Genomic DNA, 18,473 nt, shown 5'->3' with positions numbered 1-18,473 from the left:
CTGCGACTCGGTTCACCCCCGATGGGAGAGGTGAACCGAAGCGAGAAAACGCGCGCTCATCGCATCACGAATGGATTGGCCGGCACGTCCGTCGCGGTCGAGATCCAGACGCTCTTGGTCTCCTGATATTCGCGCACCGCGTCGATGCCGCTCTCGCGGCCGACGCCGGAGAACTTCATGCCGCCGAACGGCATCATGTAGCTGATGGCGCGGTAGGTGTTGACCCACACGGTGCCGGCGCGCAGCTGCTTCGGCACGCGGATGGCGCGCGCGAGATCCTTGGTCCAGATGCCGGCGGCAAGGCCGTAGATCGTGTCGTTGGCGATCCGGATGGCGTCTTCCTCGGTGTCGAACGAGATGATCGACAGCACCGGCCCGAACACCTCCTCGCGCGCGATCCGCATGGTGTTGTCGACATCGGTGAAAATCGTCGGCTCGACGAACTGGCCGCCCTTGATGCCCTCGCCCGTGGCCGGCTTGCCGCCGAGCAGGCAGCGCGCGCCCTCGGCCTTGGCGATGTCGATGTAGTCGAGCACCTTCTTGTACTGCGCCGGCGTCGTGATCGGGCCGACATTGGTGTCGGATTTCATGGGATCGCCGATCTTGGCGGACTTTGCCAGCTCCAGCACCCGCGCGACGAACTTGTCCTTGATCGAGCTCTGCACCAGAAGGCGCGAGCCGGCGATGCAGGTCTGGCCGGTTGCGGCGAAGATGCCGGAGATCGCGCCGGCCGCAGCTGCGGTCAGGTCGGCATCTTCGAACACGATGTTGGGCGACTTGCCGCCGAGCTCGAGCGAGACGCGCTTCAGGCTCTTGGCGGCAGTCTCATAGACTTTTGCGCCGGTGGTATCCGATCCGGTGAAGGTGATTTTTGCGACGCCGGGATGTGAGATCAGTGCGGAGCCTGCCTCGGGCCCGAAGCCGGTCACCACGTTGAAGATGCCGTCGGGAATTCCGGCTTCCTTGGTCAGCGCCGCGAACTCCAGCGTACTCGCCGAGGTGAATTCCGATGGTTTGACCACCACGGCGCAACCGGCGGCGAGCGCGGCGGCGCATTTCCAGGCGACGAACAGCAGCGGCGAGTTCCAGGCGGTGAGCGCCGCGACGACGCCGACCGGCTCATGCGTCGTGTAGGCGAAGGTATCCGCCTTGTCGATCGGCACCAGGCCGCCCTCGAGCTTGTCGACGAGGCCGCCGAAATACCACCACCATTCCGGATGGTAGCGCAGCTGGCCGAGCATCTCGGCCATCAGCTTGCCGTTGTCGCGCACCTCGATCTCGGCGAGACGTTCCGTGTTCGCGGCGACGAGGTCGCCGAGCTTGCGCATCACCTTGCCGCGCGCCGACGCGGTCATCTTCGCCCACGGGCCGCGCCACATCGCCTCATTGGCGGCCTTCACCGCCTTGTCGGCATCGGCAGCCGAGCCGCGCGGAATCTTGGCCCAGGCCTCGCCGCGATAGGGATCGATGCTGTCGAACCACTCGCCATTGGCGGGGTCGACATACTGGCCATTGATATAGAGCTGATAGGTCTTCATGAGATCCTCCCGCAAAGTGACGGTTCTGGTTGACGCAACGGTATCACGCATTTCGCGACGCCGTCATAACGCAGATGGTGCAAGGGCTGCGCATAGGTTGCAGTCGGGCAGGGCGGCGTCAGCCGCGCGCCGCGGCGAGCTCGGCTGCGATGATCGCGCCGAGCGCCATGTCGCTCTGTTGCCCAAAGCCGTGATGCACGATGTTGCCGTCGCGGCCGATCAGGATGCTGGTCGGCGTTCCCTGCATGCCGTAGCGCTGCATGGTGACGGGGATCGGCGTGCCGTCGCCGGCCTCGTCGACGCCGATCGGAAAGGTCAGCCGGTATTCGTGGATGAAGGCCTCCAGCGACACCTCCGTCATCGCCGCGTGGTGCTCGAACACGGTGTGCAGCCCGATCACCTGCAAGTCGGAATGCTTGAACAGCTCGAACGCGCGCTGGGTCTGCGGCGTGCCGTGCGCGACGCAGCCGGGGCACAGCATCTGGAATGCGTGCAGCAGGACCGGGCGGCCGCGCAGCGCCGCCAAGGTCAGGGGTTCACTGGTGTTGAACCAGCGCGACACGGCGATTTCCGGAGCTGGAGTCACAGATCGGTTCCTTGCGCCTGCCACCTCGCGGCAGGTTGGCAAGACCGGCGCGGGTCTGTTAACGATGGCTACAGCATGATCCGGAGAAGTGCGAAGCGGCTTTTCCCTCGCGACAAACGCGGAACGCGCGTTTGCGCGGAGATCGTGCTCAACAACAAGCTAAAGAGCGCGATGACGCTTCAACCTGACCTCATCAATGCGGGACGTCCGCTGTTAGAGGTAAAGCGGACAGGCTGCCCGGCCGCGGAGATACCTTCTTGTGACCCAAAGGCGACATTCAACGCCTGGAGTGATTTCCAGCTTCTGTCTAATCTTCGGATGCTAGCCGGGGAAGTCGCGGAACTCCTTGACGAGATTGAACGGAATTTTCCACCCGGCGCCTCCCCCGCGCATCAGCATCTTGATGTCTTCCGCCCTGTTTTCTTTTCCGGTTTTCGGATCGGTCTCCAGCGTGTGGCCTTGGCTGTCCCAAGGTTTGCTCGCGCTCTTCGAGTAGTAGCCGAGAAAGTGCCCGGCTTCATGGGCAGACGTGTTGGGCCCGCGTTGCGAGCTGATGAAGGCAAGGTCCAGCGATCGAGCAAACGAGCCATTGGGGAAGCCGCCATTGGACAAAAGTTTATCGACGCAGAAAATGGTTAGATGGGCGCCCTGAACTTTGTGTTTGACGAACAAGCTCTTCAGTTTTTCGACCTCGATCACATCGGGAAAGGTCGCCAGGTTCGCATCCTTCATGCCAGTGGCGTTGGCGAGCTCCTGTTTGACGGCAGCCTGCGAGTCGTCGATGACCAGCCAGTCGCTTGGTACCCGCTCGAAGCGGATGTTGGCCTGCGGCCTCCATATATTGTTCATCGTCAGCAATTCATCTTGCTCGTTGCAGGGCTTCTTGGCGTGAAACGCCGGAGCGCCGCCACTCCCCGGAATCATGACATTGCGGAACGCGACCTTGATCTTGATTTCTGGCAGCACGGCGACATGGAGCTTGGCTTCGATCTTCCGGCCGGCCGACCGGGCCACCACCTCCAGGCCGGGAAAGCCAATCGGCTTAATCCGGCCATTGATTTCGAAAAACCGTGCATCGCTATTGAAGGTGGCGGGAAGTGATGCGGCCCTGAGCTGCGGATCGATATCGGGTTTGGAGAAGGTGTCTCTGGCTTGCATTACGCGTCTAAGGGTATCGGCGCCATCGATCTCCTTGATCCCGAGGGCATGGGCGTTAGGATCGACTTTGAGCTTTCTTCCGGGATCGATCAGCGCCACGATGTTGGAGCCGCCGAACGGCACCACCATGCCCGGCGGGCTGCGGCGCTCATCGATGCCGGAGCGGCGGAAAACCTCTTGAAAGGCGGCCATGTCTGGTTCTCCTGTCCTGGTTCGGTCCGTCAAGGCGAAGTTTTGCGCGCGGAAATGAGAGCATCCTCCCGCGGCGGCGGGAACACAATCTGACCGGCCCCGCGGCGAGACGCAGAAAATTTCGGCGGCGAAGTTTCATGGCCAGTCCCTCCACAACAATTGGCACGGACGGCAGTAGGCGTAGCTTACTCCGTTTTCCGGAGAACGCGGAAGGCCAGTCATTGTCCGCTGTTGGGCCCTTGGCGGACACTCACTCAGGTACCGCCGACGTCTGCTCTTCGGGTAGCGCGGACCTCGGCTGCCCCGCACACGCGTTGCGGATTTGTGAGTACACGACTTAATCAGGATGGGGCTGCCGCTGCCCGCCGTGCCCGCCGCGCGGCGCGCCGCCGCTGGCTCCAGAGCCTGGCGCGGTCGAGATAGAGATAGACCACTGGGGTGGTGTAGAGCGTCAGGATCTGGCTCAGGATCAGGCCGCCGAAGATGGCGATGCCGAGCGGCTGGCGCAGCTCGCTGCCTTCGCCGAGGCCGATCATCAGCGGCACCGCGCCGAACAAAGCGGCGAGCGTCGTCATCATGATCGGGCGGAACCGCATCAGGCAGGCCTCGTAGATCGCGTCGCGCGACGACAGGCCGCGCTGGCGCTCGGCGTCGAGCGCGAAGTCGATCATCATGATCGCGTTCTTCTTGACGATGCCGACCAAGAGGATCACCCCAATCATGCCGATGATGTCGAAATCGGTGTGCGACAGCATCAGCGCCGCCACCGCGCCGACGCCGGCCGAGGGCAAAGTGGAGAGGATGGTCAGCGGATGGATGTAGCTCTCGTAGAGCATGCCGAGCGAGATGTAGATCGTCGCCAGCGCGGCGAGAATGAGAAACAGCTCGTTCGCCAGCGCCTGCTGGAAGATCTTCGCGGAGCCGGCAAACCCGCCATTGATGCCCGCCGGCATGCCGAGCGCGTGCATCGCGTTCATCGCGTTCTCGATCGTGGTGGTCGCCGTGCTCAGCGAGGTGCCTGGCGCCAGGTTGAACGAGATGGTGCTGGCGACCAGGAGATCCTGGTGGTTGACGGCGAGCGGCGTCACGCCGGGCTCGAAGCGGGCGACGCTGGACAGCGGGATCATCGTTTCCGCGCTGGTCGAGACCGCGGTTCCGGTCGAGGCGACGCCCTTGCCGGTGGCGCCGATCGAGTTGGTCGCCTGGTTGCGCACCACATTGGCGGCGACAGAGCTGACCGAGCTCTTCTGCGACGACGAGGCCACCGTTCCGGCCACCGCGTTGGTTGACTGCGTGCCGCTCGCCGATCCGCCCGAGGTCGAGATATAGACCTCCTTCAGGGTCTGCGGGTCCTGCGAGAAGCGCGGCGCGACCTCCATGATCACATGATACTGGTTGCGCGCGACGAAGATGGTCGAGACCTGGCGCTGCCCGAACGCGTCATACAGCGTGTTGTCGAGCTGGGCGACCGTGATCCCGAGCCGCGAAGCGGCGTCGCGATCGATGATCAGATTGGCCTGCAGCGCCTTGTTCTGCTGGTCGGTGTTGACGTCGGCCAGCGTCGGCTCCTTCTGCAGCGCCGCGACGAGCTTTGGCGTCCACTCGTTCAGCTCCTCGAAGGTCGAGCCCTTCAGCGTGTACTGGTACGCGGCGTTGCCGGAGCGGCCGCCGGCGCCGAGATCGCCGATCGATTGCAGGAACAAGGTGGCGCCCGCCACCGTCGCGAGCGGCTCGCGCAGCCGCTCGATCACCTTGTCGGCGCGCAGCTTGCGCTGGTCCATCGGCTTCAGCGAGGCGAACACCGTGCCGGTATTGGTGCCGCCGCCGGGGCCCACGCCGCCGCCGCCGGTGAAGCCGACCGCGGTATCGACCGCCGGATCGGTTTTGACGATGTCGATGAACTGCGTCAGCTTCTGCTGCATCAGCTGGAACGAGGTGCTCTGGTCAGCCTGGATCGAGCCGATCAGGAGCCCGGTGTCCTGCTGCGGCACGAAGCCCTTGGGCACGACCGTGTAGAGATGGACGTTCAAATAAAGCGTGCAGCCCAGGATCAGCATCACCAGCAGCGGATGGCGCAGCGCGAGGCCGAGCGTCGCGCGGTAGCCGCCCAACATCAGCTCGAGGACGCGCTCGTTGATCCGGTAGATCCAGCCATGCGGCTGGCCTTCCTCCTTGCGCAGCAGCACGGCGCACATCATCGGCGTCGTCGTCAGCGAGACCACCAGCGAGATCACGATCGCGATCGTGATCGTCATGGCGAATTCGCGGAACAGGCGGCCGACCAGGCCGCCCATCAACAGAATCGGCACGAACACCGCGATCAGCGATACGCTCATCGACAGCACGGTGAAGCCGACCTCGCGGGTGCCGACCAGCGTCGCGTCCAGTCGCGACAGTCCGGCATCCATGTGGCGGGTGATGTTCTCCAGCACCACGATGGCGTCATCGACCACGAAGCCGGTCGCCACCGTCAGCGCCATCAGCGAGAAGATGTCGAGCGTGTAGCCGAGCATGTACATCACGGCGAAGGTCGCAATCAGCGACACCCCGACCGCCACCACAGGCACCAGCGTGGCGCGGGCGTTGCGCAGGAACGCGAACACGACCAGGATCACCAGCGCGACGGCGATCAGGAGCGTGATCTCGACATCGTGCAGCGAGGCCCGGATCGTCTTGGAGCGGTCCATCGCCAGCGTGATGTCGATCGCGTTCGAGACCGAGGCCTTGAGCTGCGGCATCAGCCCCTTCACACTGTCGACCATCTTGATGATGTTGGCGCCCGGCTGCCGGTACACGATCATCACGACCGCCGGCTTGCCGTTGGAAAGGCCGAGCGTGCGGACGTTCTCCACCGAATCGATCACATCGCCGACGTCGGTCAGGCGCACCGCCGCGCCGTTGCGGTAGGCGACGACCAGCGGCCTGTAGTCTGCCGCCTTCCTCGCCTGGTCGTTGGCGTAGATCTGGTAGCGCTGGTCGCCGACGTCGATGCCGCCCTTCGGGCTGTGCGCATTGGCGCTCGAGAGCGCGGCGCGGACGTCCTCGAGGCCGATGCCGTATTTGTAGAGCGCTGGCGGGATCAGCTCGACCCGCACCGCCGGCAGCGAGCCGCCGCCGACCGAGACCTCGCCGACCCCCTCGACCTGCGACAGCTTTTGCGCGAGCACGGTGGAGGCGGCGTCGTACAGCTCGGCCGGGGTCAGCGTATCCGAGGTCAACGTGTAGATCAGGATCGGCGCCGAGGCCGGGTTGAACTTGCGGTAGGTCGGGTTGGCGCGCAGGTTGGTCGGCAAATCGGCGCGCGCCGCGTTGATCGCCGCCTGCACGTCGCGGGCCGCGCCGTTGATGTCGCGCTCGATGTCGAATTGCAGCGTGATGCGTGCCGAGCCGAGCGAAGACGTCGATGTCATCTCGGTGACGCTGGCGATCTGGCCGAGGTGCCGCTCGAGCGGGCTCGCCACGGTGGCGGCGACATCGGCCGGGCTCGCGCCGGGCAAGGTCGCCTGCACCATGATGGTCGGGATGTCGACATCCGGCAGCGGCGACACCGGCAGCTTGAAAAACGCGATGATGCCCGCCACCACCAGCCCAAGCGAGAGCAGCGTGGTGCCGACCGGCCGGCGGACAAAGGGTGCGGAGAGGTTCATTGCATCAGCGAGCGACGTTTGCGGCTCAGCTTCTATCCGTCCGCGCTGCGATGCAAAAGCCTAAATGTCACAGGGCGCTGCCACACCCCTGCCGTGATTTGTCGGATGACCGTGCCGCGCGCCGAAAAAGCGCGATTTGGCAACAACCCGTTTACAAAGCCCGATCGATGAGGCGTTCGAGCTGCTGCGCAAGTGATGGCTACGGGCCCGTCGCACGCGCGTCGCGATGCAGCGTCGCGCCCGCATCATGCAGCATCACCGCCAGCTGATGCAGCGGCTGATCGCGAAAGCCCTGCTGCTCGATTGCGGCCACTGTCGAGAGCACGTAGTCGCGATTGTTGCCGGAGCGGCCGTGGCCCTGCTGCACCAGGCGCAGCTGCTCGGCCAGCGACAGCCGCCCGGCATATTGCACATGGCCGCGATCGACCACATAGGCCAGCGCGCTGACGCGATCGCGCGCCGTGTTCTCCAGCCACACCGAGCGCATCACCTCGCGATAGACATTGGTGGTCTGCTCGCGCGCCCGCAAATAGGCGATGGTGTCGTGGCGCAGGCGGGCGGCGACACGGAAGGCGATGCCGCGGCAGGCACCGCCGCGGTCGAGCCCGAGCACCAGGCCGGGCTTCTCCGGCGTGCCGCGGTGGTCGAACGAATAGACGCAGAGCGCGCGATGCTCGCCGATCAGCCGCGCCGGCACCTGCTCGAGGTACTCGAAGCCCGGCTTCCACATCAGCGAGCCGTAGCCGAACACCCAGAGGTCGCCGTCGGCGGTTTCGGAGTTGAGGGGATTTGCAGCCATTGCACCGATGGGCTAGCAGAACAGGCTGCCCAAGCGAAGCAAATTCCGTGATGTTTCCAAGGCTTGCTAAAGGCTTGCTAAAGGCTTGCTCAGGGCTTGCTCCGGGCCTGCCGCCGCTTAGATTTTGACAAATTCGCCCGCCAAAGGACGCCGCATGTCCGATTTGACCTCCGCCCCCCGCCGCCGCTCGCGCTTCGGCCTCTATGCCGTCCCCGTCGCGGTCCTGATCGCCGCGGTCGCGTGGAGCGGCTTCTGGTTCTTCGCAGCCTCCCAGGTCGGCGTGCAGGCCGATGCCTGGCGCGCGCAGGAGGCGAAGGCCGGCCGGGTCTATGACTGCGGCAACCGCTCGGTGGCGGGCTACCCGTTCCGCTTCGAGGTCCGCTGCACCGATCCGAGCGTGATGCTGGTGTCGCAGACCGCCTCGCCGCAGATGGCGTTCGTGGCGCGGCTGGCCGAGATCCTGGTGGTGGCGCAGGTCTACGACCCCAAGCGCGTGATCGCCGAGTTCAAGGGACCGGCCACGATCGCCGAGCGCAATGCGCAGCCGACATTGCAGGTCAACTGGAAGCTGGGCCGCAGCAGCGTGGTCGGCCTGCCGGCGGTGCCGCAGCGCGCCTCGCTGGTGTTTGACGATCTCGCGATCGATCGGATCGGCGGTGTCGCGCCGATCCCGGTGGCGCATGTCAATCACATCGAGCTGCACGGCCGGCAGGTCGACGGCTCGGCGCCGGACAATCCCGCGATCGAGACCGTGCTGCAGATATCAGGCGGTACCTTGCAGGAGGTGCATCCGCTGCTCACCCAGCCGTTCAACGCCGACATCCATGCGCGGCTCAACGGGTTGAAGGATTTCTCGCCAAAGCCCTGGCCGGATCGCTTTCGCGAGATCCAGGCGGCCGGCGGCAGTGTCGAGATCCAGCAATCGCGGATCGAGCAGGGCGATGTCGTCTCGGTCGCCGCCGGCACGCTGCGCCTCAACGCGCAAGGGTTGATCGAGGGCGAGCTGCAGATGACGGTCGCCGGGCTCGAGCGCGTCATCCCCGCGCTCGGCATCGACAAGATGCTGGAGGAGGGCGTGCCGCAGGCCACGCTGGACCGCGTCGCGCCGGGCGTGAAGAGCCAGGACCTCAAGGGTCTGTTCGGCGCGCTGGATCGCGCGATTCCCGGCCTCGGCAAGGTGATCAAGCAGAACGCCAACGCCGGCATCTCCGCCGGCATCAATTCGCTCGGCACCGAGGCCTCGCTCGAAGGCAAGAAGGCGCGCAGCTTCCCGCTGCGCTTCGCCGACGGCGCGGTGTTTCTGGGGCCGCTGAAGGTCGGACAGATTCCGCCGCTGTTCTGAGCAATGAGTATTGACCATATTGCTGAGGCAGTTCGCGAAACCGGAACGCGTGCCGAGCTACTGCGAGATGCAGCCAGAAAAGCGCTGATCACAAGGCTGCTCGAAAGGCTCGGCGTCGATGTTGCGAGCCATGCGTCTTGGGATCGTGATACTGCGCCGCGAGGCCGGTTGCGGCCGGATGGATGGGAATTGATCTCCAAATATGTGGGCGCGAAGCAGTGCGTGCTGTTTGAGGACCGCGCGCGGGAGATATGGAGATTCCGGGATGGTTCGGACCTACTTCAGATATTGGACAACTGTCCCCCAATGGAATTCTATATTTGTGACGAAGAAGCCAGCTATCTGCTGTGCAGCAATCACCACGACTACCTCATCGGTTGGGGCGCAGCCTCGTCGTGGGTCGACCAACTTGACGAAACGTAGGGCTTCGTAGGGCGGGTTAGGCGACTTGTCCGCCGTAGCTCGAAGAGCGAAGGCGGAAGCCGTAACCCGCCGCGCAAACCCACCAAGATGGCGGATTACGCAGACGCTAATCCGCCCACCACACCGGGCGGACTCCTTAAATCCCTCGCGCGCGATATCACCGTCGCGACCAAACATTCCCGCGTTCGCGATGAGAACAACGTGACCGGAATAATCCGGCTCCTGGCGAATATCACTCCCCGAATACCGCTCTCTGCTGCCTGAGGAAACAAACCCAGTAGGAGGAAGCGATGCGAATTCTCGGGGGAATTCTGCTCGGCAGCATGCTGCTGTCGACTGGTTCTGCGTTTGCGGAAGACGATGCGTCCGAACTGAAGGCGTTGAAGACACGCCTCCGGCAGCTCGAACAGAAAATGGAAGGGCAGTCGCGCAAGGAGGAGGCGCGGGCTGCCAGAGAGAGCGCAAGGCAGAACACGCAGATGGCGGCGAAGGCGCCGGTGCCGTTCGATCCCTGCGCCTCGGGCAAGCTCTGCTACAAGGGCGTCACCGTCACGTTCGGCGGCTGGGTCGATCTCACCGGCATCTACCGCAGCCGCAATCTCGCCTCCGACACCGGCTCGGTCTACAACTTCATTCCGTTCCCGCAGAGCAAGAACTTCAACACCGACGAGTCGCGCTTCTCCGCGCGGCAGAGCCGCTTCTCGTTGCTCGCGGAAGCCGAGGTGTTCGCCAACACCCATGTCGCCGGCTACGGCGAACTGGATCTCGAAGGCGCGGCGCAAACCGCGAATTCGGTCGCGACCAACTCCTTCAACCCGCGGCTGCGCCAGGCCAGCATCGAGATCGATCGCACCGATCTCGGCCTGCATTTTCTCGCCGGCCAGAGCTGGTCGCTCAATGCGCCGAGCAAGGCCGGCATCGATCCGCGCGGGGTCGATGCCCCCGGCGTGATCGATTTTGAATCGGTGCCCGGCTTCCTCGCGGCGCGGCAGCCCGGCATTCGCGTCTGGCAGGATTTCGGGCCCGAGTTCAAGCTCGCGGTCTCGGCGGAGAATGCGCAGACCTCGTTCTTCGGCGGCAACACGCCGCTGGTCGGCACGCCCGCGGTCGGGCCGCAGGGCGTGCTCAATCCGAACGTGCTGGTCAACCTCACCGGTCCGGGCGGCAGCTTCTTCAACAACGCCAACAATGTCAGCCTCAACCACGTGCCCGATTTCACCGTGAAGGGCGCGTGGGATCCGCGGCTCGGGCCCTACAAGCTGCATGTCGAGGGCTGGGCGATGTATCGCGACTTCTAGGACCACTTCAACTTCGCCAATCACGACGTCAACACGGTGAGCTTCGGCGGGCATTTCTCGGCGGAGATCGTGCCGAAGCTGCTGGAGCTGCAGGGCTCGGCGTCGCACGGCGCGCTCGGCCGCTTCACCGCCACGCCGTTCCCGGATGCCACGCTGCGCCAGGACGGCTCGATCCAGCCGCTGCCGATCACGGCATTCCTGATCGGCACGGTCTGGCACACCACGCCGTCGCTCGATCTCTATGCCTATGCCGGCCTCGAGAAGACCAAGGCGACGTTCTCCAATGTCGGCACCGTGCCGTTCGGCTACGGCAATCCGCTCTACAACAACCTCGGCTGCAACATCGAGAACTCGCCGGCGGCGACCTGTAACGCCAACACCTCGCAGGTCCGGCAGTACACCGTCGGCTTCTACGACACGATCTTCAAGGGCGATTACGGGGCGATCAAGGCCGGCGTCCAGTACTCCTACAACCAGCGCTTCGCCTTCGAAGGCGTCGGCGGTGCGCCGAAGACCGACGACCACATCGTCATGACCCAGGTCCGTTACTACCCGTTCTAGGGCGTGATGACGTTCAGTCGAATAGCAACCGCAACGGCGGTGCCGCTCCCTCTCCCCGTTCTTACGGGGAGAGGGTTGGGGTGAGGGGCTGTCTCCGCAGATACGGCGATAGCTGCGCCCGCAGAGACTCCCCCTCACCCGGAACGCATCTGACGATGCGTCATAGCCGCAGCTTTGCTTCGGCGTTCTTGAGGACGGCCGCCGAAGGCGGCCTATGCCTCTCCCCGCACGCGGGGCGAGGTGAAGCGGAGTTCGTACCGAAGCGCTGGTAAAGGAGACTGCAGATGAGGATCGTGACCAGAAAGGAGCGAGCCATGCTCGCGCGCGAGTTGATGATGGTCAGCCGCGCCGCGCATGTGATGCAACGAACCGGGCTGGCGATGGCCGGTGCCATGGCCGGCACCTTCGTCGCCGCGCAGCTCGCGAAGGGCAACGTCGCTGTCTTCAGCACACTTGCCTTCATCGCCACGACGATCGTGGTCGGCGCGGTCGGCTTCTATCTTGGTATCGATATTCCCAAGCTGACGGTGCGCGCGACGGGGCGCATCGACGTCGTCGAGCTTCTGAGCGCGGGCGGCATCTTCCTCGCCGCGCTGGCCGCGCTGGTGTCGGTCTACGGCATCGTCTTCGACGAGATTCCGCCGCGGGCCTGGGAGTTCGTGATCGGCTCGTGGTGGTTTGGCGGCGTCGTCATGCTGGCCACCGCCGGCCTCGTCGGCCGGCAGCGGCTGGCGTAGAAGGTTGCGGCGATGTCGGTGCGGACGAATCGGGATCCGTTGTCGCGACGGTGAATATCGTCGCGACGATAGTCGTGCCACGAACATCGTCATGCCCGGGCAACAGAGCGAAGCACGTCTTCGCGCAGGTGTCCCGGGCATCCACGTCTTGAGTTTCCATCCGTGAGGAAAGACGTGGATGGCCTGGCATAGGCGAGCGGAAGCGACGCCGTTCTTCGAACGGCTATGCCCCGCCATGACGCCAATGCGTGAGTTCTCCTGCTGCGCCAATCTGTCCCGTGGTTCGCGTTGGCCGATGCGATACCCTCGCTGAAAAATCGGGGAGGGTTTCATGCCAGCGAACATCAGCCGCCGTCACGTCATCGCCGCCGGCGCGGCCGCTGCTGCGATGCCTTTGCTGTCGCGCCGGGCGTCGGCGCAGGCGGCGTGGCCGTCGCGGCAGATCCGCATGATCTGCAGCTACCCCGCAGGCGGGCAGACCGACCTCTTGGCGCGTGCTTTCGGCGAATACATCTCGCGGCAGGTCGGGCAGACCGTCGTCATCGAGAACAAGGCGGGCGCCTCGGGCTCGATCGGCGCGGCGGAAGTCGCGCGCGCCGCGCCCGACGGCCACACCATCCTCTGCTCGATCTCGGCCACCTATGTGATGAACCGGGCGATGATGAAGAACCCCGGCTATGACATGGACAAGGACCTGACGCTGGTCAGCGTGATCCCGGGCGCCGGGCTGCTGCTGGTCGCGAACCCGAAGCTCGGCGTCAGGACGCTGGCAGACTTCGTCGCCCATGCGCGCAGCAGCGGCAAGGTCAATTTCGGCACCTACAGCGCGGGCTCGGCGCCGCACATGACGATCAACGAGCTCAACAAGCAATACGGCCTCACCATCGAGCCGATCCATTATCGCGGCGAAGCGCCGATGTGGACCGGGCTCGCGGAAGGCACGCTCGATGTCGCGATGGGCAGCTACACTGCCGCGCAATCCGTGCTGCAGAGCGGCCGCGGCACTGTGTTCGCCGTGCACTCCAAGAAGGTCGCCGCGATCCCGGAGATCAAGACGCTGCCGGAACAAGGCGCGACATCGAAATTCTTCACCTTGAGCGGCTTCTCGGGCTGGGCATTGCCGAAGGCCACGCCGCAGCCGATCGTCGACCGGCTGTCCGAGCTCTGCGTCGCCGCCAACGACGATGCCAAGGTGAAGGAGGTTCTCAACACTTTCGTGCTGGAGCCCGCGATCGGCTTCAAGGACAGCAACGCGCTGTATCAGCGCGAATTGCCGGGCTGGATGGAGGCCGCCCAGTCGCTCGGTCTGCCGCCGGCGTAGAGCAATCCGGGACTGCAGCATGGGTCCTGAAGCTCTAGCCGGAGATCGCAGAAGCTAGCGACTGTTTATCTCCGTGACCATCGAGCGCCGCGCTTTGCCAGGACTCCATGAGATCGGCCAGCTCTTCAGCTTCCAAACCGTAAGTATCGGAAAGCCTGTCGTTCGAATATCCGAGCCATGCGTTCGCAGCGCTAATGTAGCGTGAACGAGGTCGCACCGCGTCGAATTGGACACCGGACGAGGAACTGAAGCGATACGGCCGGAAGTCGGACACTTCCGCCCAGAGGTATTGATTTCGTCCAAAGAGCGTGACTTGAAATCCATTCCTGTCGAGTAGCAGGGCTCCGACCTGCAGAGTGCGGGCAGAGACCACAACTCCAAAGCCGAACAGGCCTGCTCCCAGCATAGACATTCCTACGCCAATACCTGCACTCTTGTTGCCGGCCTGAAGACCTAAAATCGCAATGACGCAGACAAAGACCGATGCGGCAGTCATCAGGGCGCTCAGCGCCATCACAACCCACCACTTGAGCCGCGAAGGGGGCAACGTAACAGGTCCGGGATATGCCGCGAGGAGCCTGCCCACTTTACAGTGACTGAGATTCTCAGACCGACTGCGCCTCGGCGCTCTACCTGCTTGAGCGGAGGTTTCAGCCCTGGCGCGCTTCCGGGCGCGGGCGTTCAAGGCCATCATCACGACAATTATGCCGACGCAAATGAGCACGCCGGCCAATCCGGGCCAGAAACCCTGATCCATCAAATGCCGGAGTTCGACCTTCATCAAGGCAAGGACGAAGCCTACGACGATCAAAGGAAAAACTATTCTTACAATCTTCATGGCACGACCAATGAACAGCGCGAACGGTGTCAAAAGCGCGACCCGCGGCGTTTGAGTTCTAGCTCATCCGAAGCGACAATGCACGCTCCGCGGGTATTTTTGGCCGCCCAGTCGCTCGGTCTGCCGCCGGCGTAGGCAATTTATCTGTTCCGATTTTCAGAATTTAACTTGACGCCTGACCCAACTCAGATGTTCAATACACCCGTCTCACCCGATCGAGGGGCGCTTCGCGGTCGTCACGAACGTGGGTCGAGATGCGGTGGACGCCGAGTGCGCAACTGACGAGTGCGCATGAAGCGGACGGTGAAGTCGTGTGGTCCTGACGCCCTAGCGGCCGGTGTCCCCCGCGAGATGCGAAGCATCTTTGCGAGGCGGTGACAAACAAGCCCAGTCTCGCCGGGGAGAGCGCGAAGTAAGCCGTAACCCATCGCGTAGGGAAAGCCGGGATGTTCCCGGTTACACCTGTGGTCCTATCTCCCGCGTTTTTTACTACGCGGGACCCATGGGTGCGATCGGCACCCGGCTTTCCCTGCGCCCTCTGTTCAAGAGAGGGCGAGACGAAATGCAAAGCTCGGGCAGATCATGTCGCGGGAATGCCGACGTATGACTCACAATGTGCGCAACGAACTCAGTGTCGTCCCGGCGAAGGCCGGGACCCATAACCACCGTAGGTGATTGTTGCGCGACGCTGGGGCCACAGCTTTCCTCACCAATCCAATCCTGTGGTTATGGGTCCCGGCCTTCGCCGGGACGACAGCGAGTATGCGATGGAAGTTGGCCGCCTACTTCTTCAAATTCGCATGCGGCCGGCCGAAATCCGGCGCCGCGGAATCCTGGCCGGTCTCGACGATGCCGCGGCGGATGGCGCGGGTGCGGGTGAAGTGGTCGAACAGCGCTTCGCCGTCGCCGCGCCGGATCGCACGTGTCAGCTTCGACAAATCTTCGGTGAAGGTGCCGAGCATTTCGAGCACGGCGTCCTTGTTGGCGAGGAACACGTCGCGCCACATCGTCGGGTCGGACGCCGCGATGCGGGTGAAGTCGCGGAAGCCGCCGGCAGAGAACTTGATGACCTCGGATTCCGTCACCTGCGCCAGCTCGTCGGCGGTGCCGACGATGGTGTAGGCGATCAGATGCGGCAGATGGCTGGTGATCGCGAGCACGAGGTCATGATGATCCGGCGTCATGATCTCGACCTTGGCACCGAGCGCGGCCCAGAAGGCGCGCAGCCGGTCGGTTGCGGCGGGATCGGTGCCTTCGGGCGGGGTCAGGATGCACCAGCGGTTGATGAAGAGCTCGGCGAAGCCGGAATCCGGCCCCGAATGCTCGGTGCCGGCCACCGGATGCGCCGGCACGAAGTGCACGCCGCCAGGCAGATGCGGCGCCATGTCCTTGACGACCGCGCCCTTCACCGAACCGACGTCGGAGATGATGGCGCCGGGCTTCAGATGACCAGCGATCTCGGCCGCGACCGGGCCGCAGGCGCCGACCGGGATGCAGAGAATGACGAGATCGGCATCCTTGACAGCCTCGACATTGGTTTCGACGACGCGATCGACGATGCCGAGCTCGGCGACGCGCGCGCGCGTCTTCCCCGAGCGCGCGGTGGTCACGATCTCGCCGACCAATCCTTGCGCGCGGGCGCCGCGCGCGATCGAGCCGCCGATCAGGCCGAAGCCGATCAGTGCGATGCGGTTGAAGAGCGGAGCAGTGGTCACGATGTCACTTTCCGGCCAGGAAGTCGCGCAGTCCCTCGACCACGAGGCGGTTGGCTTCCTCGGTGCCAATGGTCATGCGCAGCGCATGCGGCAGCTTGTAATTGTTGAGCGCGCGCAGCACGAGGCCGCGCCTTGTGAGATAGGCGTCGGCTTCCGCCGCGGTCCTGCCCTTGTCGGTCGGGAAATGGATCAGCACGAAATTGGCGACGCTCGGCGTCACCTTCAATCCGAGCTTGCCGATCTCCTCGGTCAGCCAGTTGCGCCACTGTTCGGTGTGGGTCCGCGACATCTGCACATGCGCCGAGTCCTCGATCGCCGCCACTGCCGCCAGCATCGCCGGCGTCGTGACGTTGAACGGGCCGCGGATGCGGTTGCAGGCATCGACGATATGCGCCGGGCCGAACATCCAGCCGATCCGCAGCGCGGCAAGGCCGTGGATCTTGGAGAAGGTGTGTGTCACCACCGTATTGTCCGTGGTTGCGACCAGCTCGATGCCGAGCTCGTAGTCGTTGCGCGAGACGTAATCGGCATAGGCAGCGTCGAGCACCAGCAGCACATGCGACGGCAGGGCGGTGCGCAGGCGCTTGACCTCGTCGAATGGGATATAGGTGCCGGTCGGATTGTTCGGATTGGCGAGCCAGACCAGCTTTGTGCGCGGCGTCACCACCTTGAGAATGGCGTCGACGTCAGCCGTGAAATTGGTCTCGGCCGCGATCACGTTCCTGGCGCCGTTCGCCATGGTGGCGATCGGGTAGACCAGGAAGCCATGGGTGGTCGAGATCGCCTCGTCGCCGGGGGCGAGATAGGTGTGCGCCAGCAGATTGAGGATCTCGTCGGAGCCGGCGCCGCAGATGATGCGGTCAGGATCGAGGCCATAGGCGCGGCCGATCGCCTCGCGCAGCACGCGCGAGGTGCCCTCCGGATAGTCCTCGAGATGGTCGGCCGCCTGCTTGTAGGCCGCGATCGCCTTCGGCGACGGCCCGAACGGCGTCTCGTTGGCGGACAGCTTGAACACCTTGCGGCCCGGTTCCGGCACCGGGCTCTTGCCGGGCGTATAGGGCGCAATATCGAGAATGCCGGGGTTCGGCACGGGGCGGGACATCATCAACTCCGGATCTACAGGCGGCTAGCTCTTACTTCAGGTCCTGGCCGACCCGTTAGTGGGCACCGTATAGCGCGTTGCGTGGCTGCCGACGAGGGCCGAAGAGCGGACCGAGGCGCCGGCCTCGATCAGCGCGAACTTGATCTTCTCGAACCCCTTGTTCTTAAGGTCTTGCCCGGCGACCGAGACCAGCAGCGCCGCGCCGTCGAAGGCGGTGTCGGGGACCGCGACGATCTCGGCGAGCGGCGCCAAAGCGCGTGCGACATCGGCGTTCCAGCCGGAGACGCGCACGCTCCACATCTCGACCTCGGTCACCATGGCGTCGTCGGCGACCCGCGAGATCACGAACACCGGCAGCGCGGCCGGATGATCGGCGCGTTCGAGGAACGGCAGCCGTGCGATGATCTTCGGCGCGCCATCGGCTTCCAGCGCGTTCCACCATGGCGTGCGGCTCGCGATCGCCGAGACCAGTGCGAGGTCGCCCTTCGATTTCGCCACCGCTTCGACCGCGGCCTGCGCGCTGAAATGCGAGACGTAGGGCACCACGAAGCCGAAGTGAAACCGCGCCGAGTCGCGCATGGCGGACTCGCCGACGGAAACATCGGCATGCACCGCGAACGGCGCCTGAACATAAGTGAAGGTCGAGATGATGACGCGCCAGATGCTCTCGATGGTGTCGAGCGGCAGGATGCCGCGATGGCGCTGCACCAGCTCGCGCATCATGCTGGCCTCGCGCGCCGGACGGAACGCCGAGCCGACCTCCTGGGTCTTCTTGACCTGGATCAGGCGGTCGATGATGTCGCCGCGCGCCATCAACAGGCGGTGAACCTGCTCGTCGATCGCATCGATCTCCTTGCGCAGCTCCTGCAGCGAGGGCGGCGACGGGGGTGGCTTGGACATGCTCTAAGACCTTGTCGTCCGCACGGCCCGATGCCGCGTCAGACAGGGTCCCTGATTAGAAAAGACAGCCACCGAAAGCAAAGAGAAACGTCGCAGGCGTGCCTTGCGCATTCGGTTAACCAATTGGGCGGGGATTTGGCTGCCTTGACGGCGGGGGAGCCGGGGACTACCTTCCCTGCGTCCCGTGGTCATTTGAGCCGGCCGGCTTGCAGCCACGTTAAACAACTCGCTAAACAGGCCGGGGACCTTATCAGCTCCCGGCCGAACCTTTGTTCAGGCCGGGTTTTTTATTGGCCTGAGGTCCGTGGAGCCCTCC

General features: G+C 64.4%; 16 protein-coding genes and 1 riboswitch. Of the genes, 7 read left to right on the top strand and 9 right to left on the bottom strand.

The window, feature by feature from the left end; translation table 11 throughout:
• Positions 1-56: 56 nt before the first annotated feature.
• From HAP48_RS10105 to HAP48_RS10085, 5 genes are all read right to left on the bottom strand, one after another.
• Complete coding sequence (locus tag HAP48_RS10105) at positions 57-1,538, bottom strand: aldehyde dehydrogenase (RefSeq protein ID WP_166213896.1); 1,482 nt, start codon at positions 1,536-1,538, stop codon at positions 57-59.
• A gap of 118 nt (positions 1,539-1,656) precedes the next feature.
• Entirely contained in the window at positions 1,657-2,124 is a 468-nt protein-coding gene (locus tag HAP48_RS10100) for a peroxiredoxin family protein (protein ID WP_166213897.1), read from the bottom strand.
• A gap of 321 nt (positions 2,125-2,445) precedes the next feature.
• The gene (locus HAP48_RS10095; protein WP_166213898.1) at positions 2,446-3,474 is read right to left on the bottom strand and encodes a hypothetical protein; all 1,029 of its coding nucleotides are present in this window, start codon (positions 3,472-3,474) and stop codon (positions 2,446-2,448) included.
• Between the two features lie 341 nt (positions 3,475-3,815).
• A complete protein-coding gene (locus HAP48_RS10090) occupies positions 3,816-7,121 on the bottom strand; it encodes an efflux RND transporter permease subunit (protein WP_166213899.1) in 3,306 nt (1,101 codons plus the stop codon).
• A 199-nt stretch (positions 7,122-7,320) separates the two neighbouring features.
• Positions 7,321-7,920 (bottom strand): gamma-glutamylcyclotransferase, encoded by a 600-nt coding sequence (locus tag HAP48_RS10085; RefSeq protein ID WP_166213900.1) that lies wholly within the window; start codon positions 7,918-7,920, stop codon positions 7,321-7,323.
• A gap of 154 nt (positions 7,921-8,074) precedes the next feature.
• On the opposite strand from HAP48_RS10085, the gene HAP48_RS10080 reads away from it, so the two are divergent.
• The 6 genes from HAP48_RS10080 (at position 8,075) to HAP48_RS10055 (ending at position 13,602) form a co-directional block, all read left to right on the top strand.
• The gene (locus tag HAP48_RS10080) at positions 8,075-9,262 is read left to right on the top strand and encodes a DUF2125 domain-containing protein (RefSeq protein ID WP_166213901.1); all 1,188 of its coding nucleotides are present in this window, start codon (positions 8,075-8,077) and stop codon (positions 9,260-9,262) included.
• A gap of 3 nt (positions 9,263-9,265) precedes the next feature.
• The gene (locus HAP48_RS10075; RefSeq protein WP_166213902.1) at positions 9,266-9,685 is read left to right on the top strand and encodes a hypothetical protein; all 420 of its coding nucleotides are present in this window, start codon (positions 9,266-9,268) and stop codon (positions 9,683-9,685) included.
• Positions 9,686-9,975: 290 nt separating this feature from the next.
• The gene (locus HAP48_RS10070; RefSeq protein ID WP_224496996.1) at positions 9,976-10,983 is read left to right on the top strand and encodes a YggN family protein; all 1,008 of its coding nucleotides are present in this window, start codon (positions 9,976-9,978) and stop codon (positions 10,981-10,983) included.
• Positions 10,984-11,019: 36 nt separating this feature from the next.
• Positions 11,020-11,544, top strand: a complete 525-nt coding sequence (locus tag HAP48_RS10065; RefSeq protein ID WP_224496995.1) for a hypothetical protein — start codon at positions 11,020-11,022, stop codon at positions 11,542-11,544.
• A 314-nt stretch (positions 11,545-11,858) separates the two neighbouring features.
• On the top strand, positions 11,859-12,281 hold the full coding sequence (locus HAP48_RS10060; protein ID WP_224496994.1) for a hypothetical protein: 423 nt from the start codon (positions 11,859-11,861) through the stop codon (positions 12,279-12,281).
• Positions 12,282-12,612: 331 nt separating this feature from the next.
• Complete coding sequence (locus HAP48_RS10055) at positions 12,613-13,602, top strand: Bug family tripartite tricarboxylate transporter substrate binding protein (RefSeq protein ID WP_166213904.1); 990 nt, start codon at positions 12,613-12,615, stop codon at positions 13,600-13,602.
• Between the two features lie 34 nt (positions 13,603-13,636).
• Here HAP48_RS10055 and HAP48_RS10050 read toward each other — a convergent pair whose 3' ends face one another.
• Complete coding sequence (locus tag HAP48_RS10050; protein ID WP_166213905.1) at positions 13,637-14,116, bottom strand: hypothetical protein; 480 nt, start codon at positions 14,114-14,116, stop codon at positions 13,637-13,639.
• 123 nt (positions 14,117-14,239) lie between these two features.
• Between HAP48_RS10050 and HAP48_RS10045 the strand changes: the two genes are divergently transcribed.
• Positions 14,240-14,575, top strand: coding sequence for a hypothetical protein (locus HAP48_RS10045; protein ID WP_166213906.1), 336 nt, complete (start codon positions 14,240-14,242; stop codon positions 14,573-14,575).
• Between the two features lie 647 nt (positions 14,576-15,222).
• On the opposite strand, the gene HAP48_RS10040 is transcribed toward HAP48_RS10045, so the two are convergent.
• Genes HAP48_RS10040 through HAP48_RS10030 form a run of 3 tightly spaced genes read right to left on the bottom strand, consistent with a single transcriptional unit; the run spans position 15,223 to position 18,157 of the window.
• A complete protein-coding gene (locus HAP48_RS10040) occupies positions 15,223-16,155 on the bottom strand; it encodes a prephenate/arogenate dehydrogenase family protein (protein ID WP_166213907.1) in 933 nt (310 codons plus the stop codon).
• Positions 16,156-16,159: 4 nt separating this feature from the next.
• Entirely contained in the window at positions 16,160-17,257 is a 1,098-nt protein-coding gene (gene hisC, locus HAP48_RS10035; protein WP_166213908.1) for a histidinol-phosphate transaminase, read from the bottom strand.
• 36 nt (positions 17,258-17,293) lie between these two features.
• Entirely contained in the window at positions 17,294-18,157 is an 864-nt protein-coding gene (locus HAP48_RS10030) for a chorismate mutase (protein WP_166213909.1), read from the bottom strand.
• A 174-nt stretch (positions 18,158-18,331) separates the two neighbouring features.
• Positions 18,332-18,411, top strand: a riboswitch (SAM riboswitch).
• Positions 18,412-18,473 lie beyond the last annotated feature (62 nt).

Source organism: Bradyrhizobium septentrionale, from assembly GCF_011516645.4.
In the GTDB taxonomy this organism is placed as follows: Bacteria; Pseudomonadota; Alphaproteobacteria; order Rhizobiales; family Xanthobacteraceae; genus Bradyrhizobium; species Bradyrhizobium septentrionale.
The sequence above is the reverse complement of the archived record's forward strand: the minus strand, read 5'-3'. Positions and strand labels throughout refer to the sequence as shown.

Coding starts and splice junctions, on each gene's coding strand:
- HAP48_RS10060 (WP_224496994.1), top strand. CDS start 11,859: ATGCTCGCGCGCGAGTTGATGATGGTCAGCCGCGCCGCGCATGTGATG.
- HAP48_RS10085 (WP_166213900.1), bottom strand. CDS start 7,920: ATGGCTGCAAATCCCCTCAACTCCGAAACCGCCGACGGCGACCTCTGG.
- HAP48_RS10075 (WP_166213902.1), top strand. CDS start 9,266: ATGAGTATTGACCATATTGCTGAGGCAGTTCGCGAAACCGGAACGCGT.
- HAP48_RS10105 (WP_166213896.1), bottom strand. CDS start 1,538: ATGAAGACCTATCAGCTCTATATCAATGGCCAGTATGTCGACCCCGCC.
- HAP48_RS10070 (WP_224496996.1), top strand. CDS start 9,976: ATGCGAATTCTCGGGGGAATTCTGCTCGGCAGCATGCTGCTGTCGACT.
- HAP48_RS10080 (WP_166213901.1), top strand. CDS start 8,075: ATGTCCGATTTGACCTCCGCCCCCCGCCGCCGCTCGCGCTTCGGCCTC.
- HAP48_RS10050 (WP_166213905.1), bottom strand. CDS start 14,116: ATGGCGCTGAGCGCCCTGATGACTGCCGCATCGGTCTTTGTCTGCGTC.
- hisC (WP_166213908.1), bottom strand. CDS start 17,257: ATGTCCCGCCCCGTGCCGAACCCCGGCATTCTCGATATTGCGCCCTAT.
- HAP48_RS10095 (WP_166213898.1), bottom strand. CDS start 3,474: ATGGCCGCCTTTCAAGAGGTTTTCCGCCGCTCCGGCATCGATGAGCGC.
- HAP48_RS10030 (WP_166213909.1), bottom strand. CDS start 18,157: ATGTCCAAGCCACCCCCGTCGCCGCCCTCGCTGCAGGAGCTGCGCAAG.
- HAP48_RS10055 (WP_166213904.1), top strand. CDS start 12,613: ATGCCAGCGAACATCAGCCGCCGTCACGTCATCGCCGCCGGCGCGGCC.
- HAP48_RS10090 (WP_166213899.1), bottom strand. CDS start 7,121: ATGAACCTCTCCGCACCCTTTGTCCGCCGGCCGGTCGGCACCACGCTG.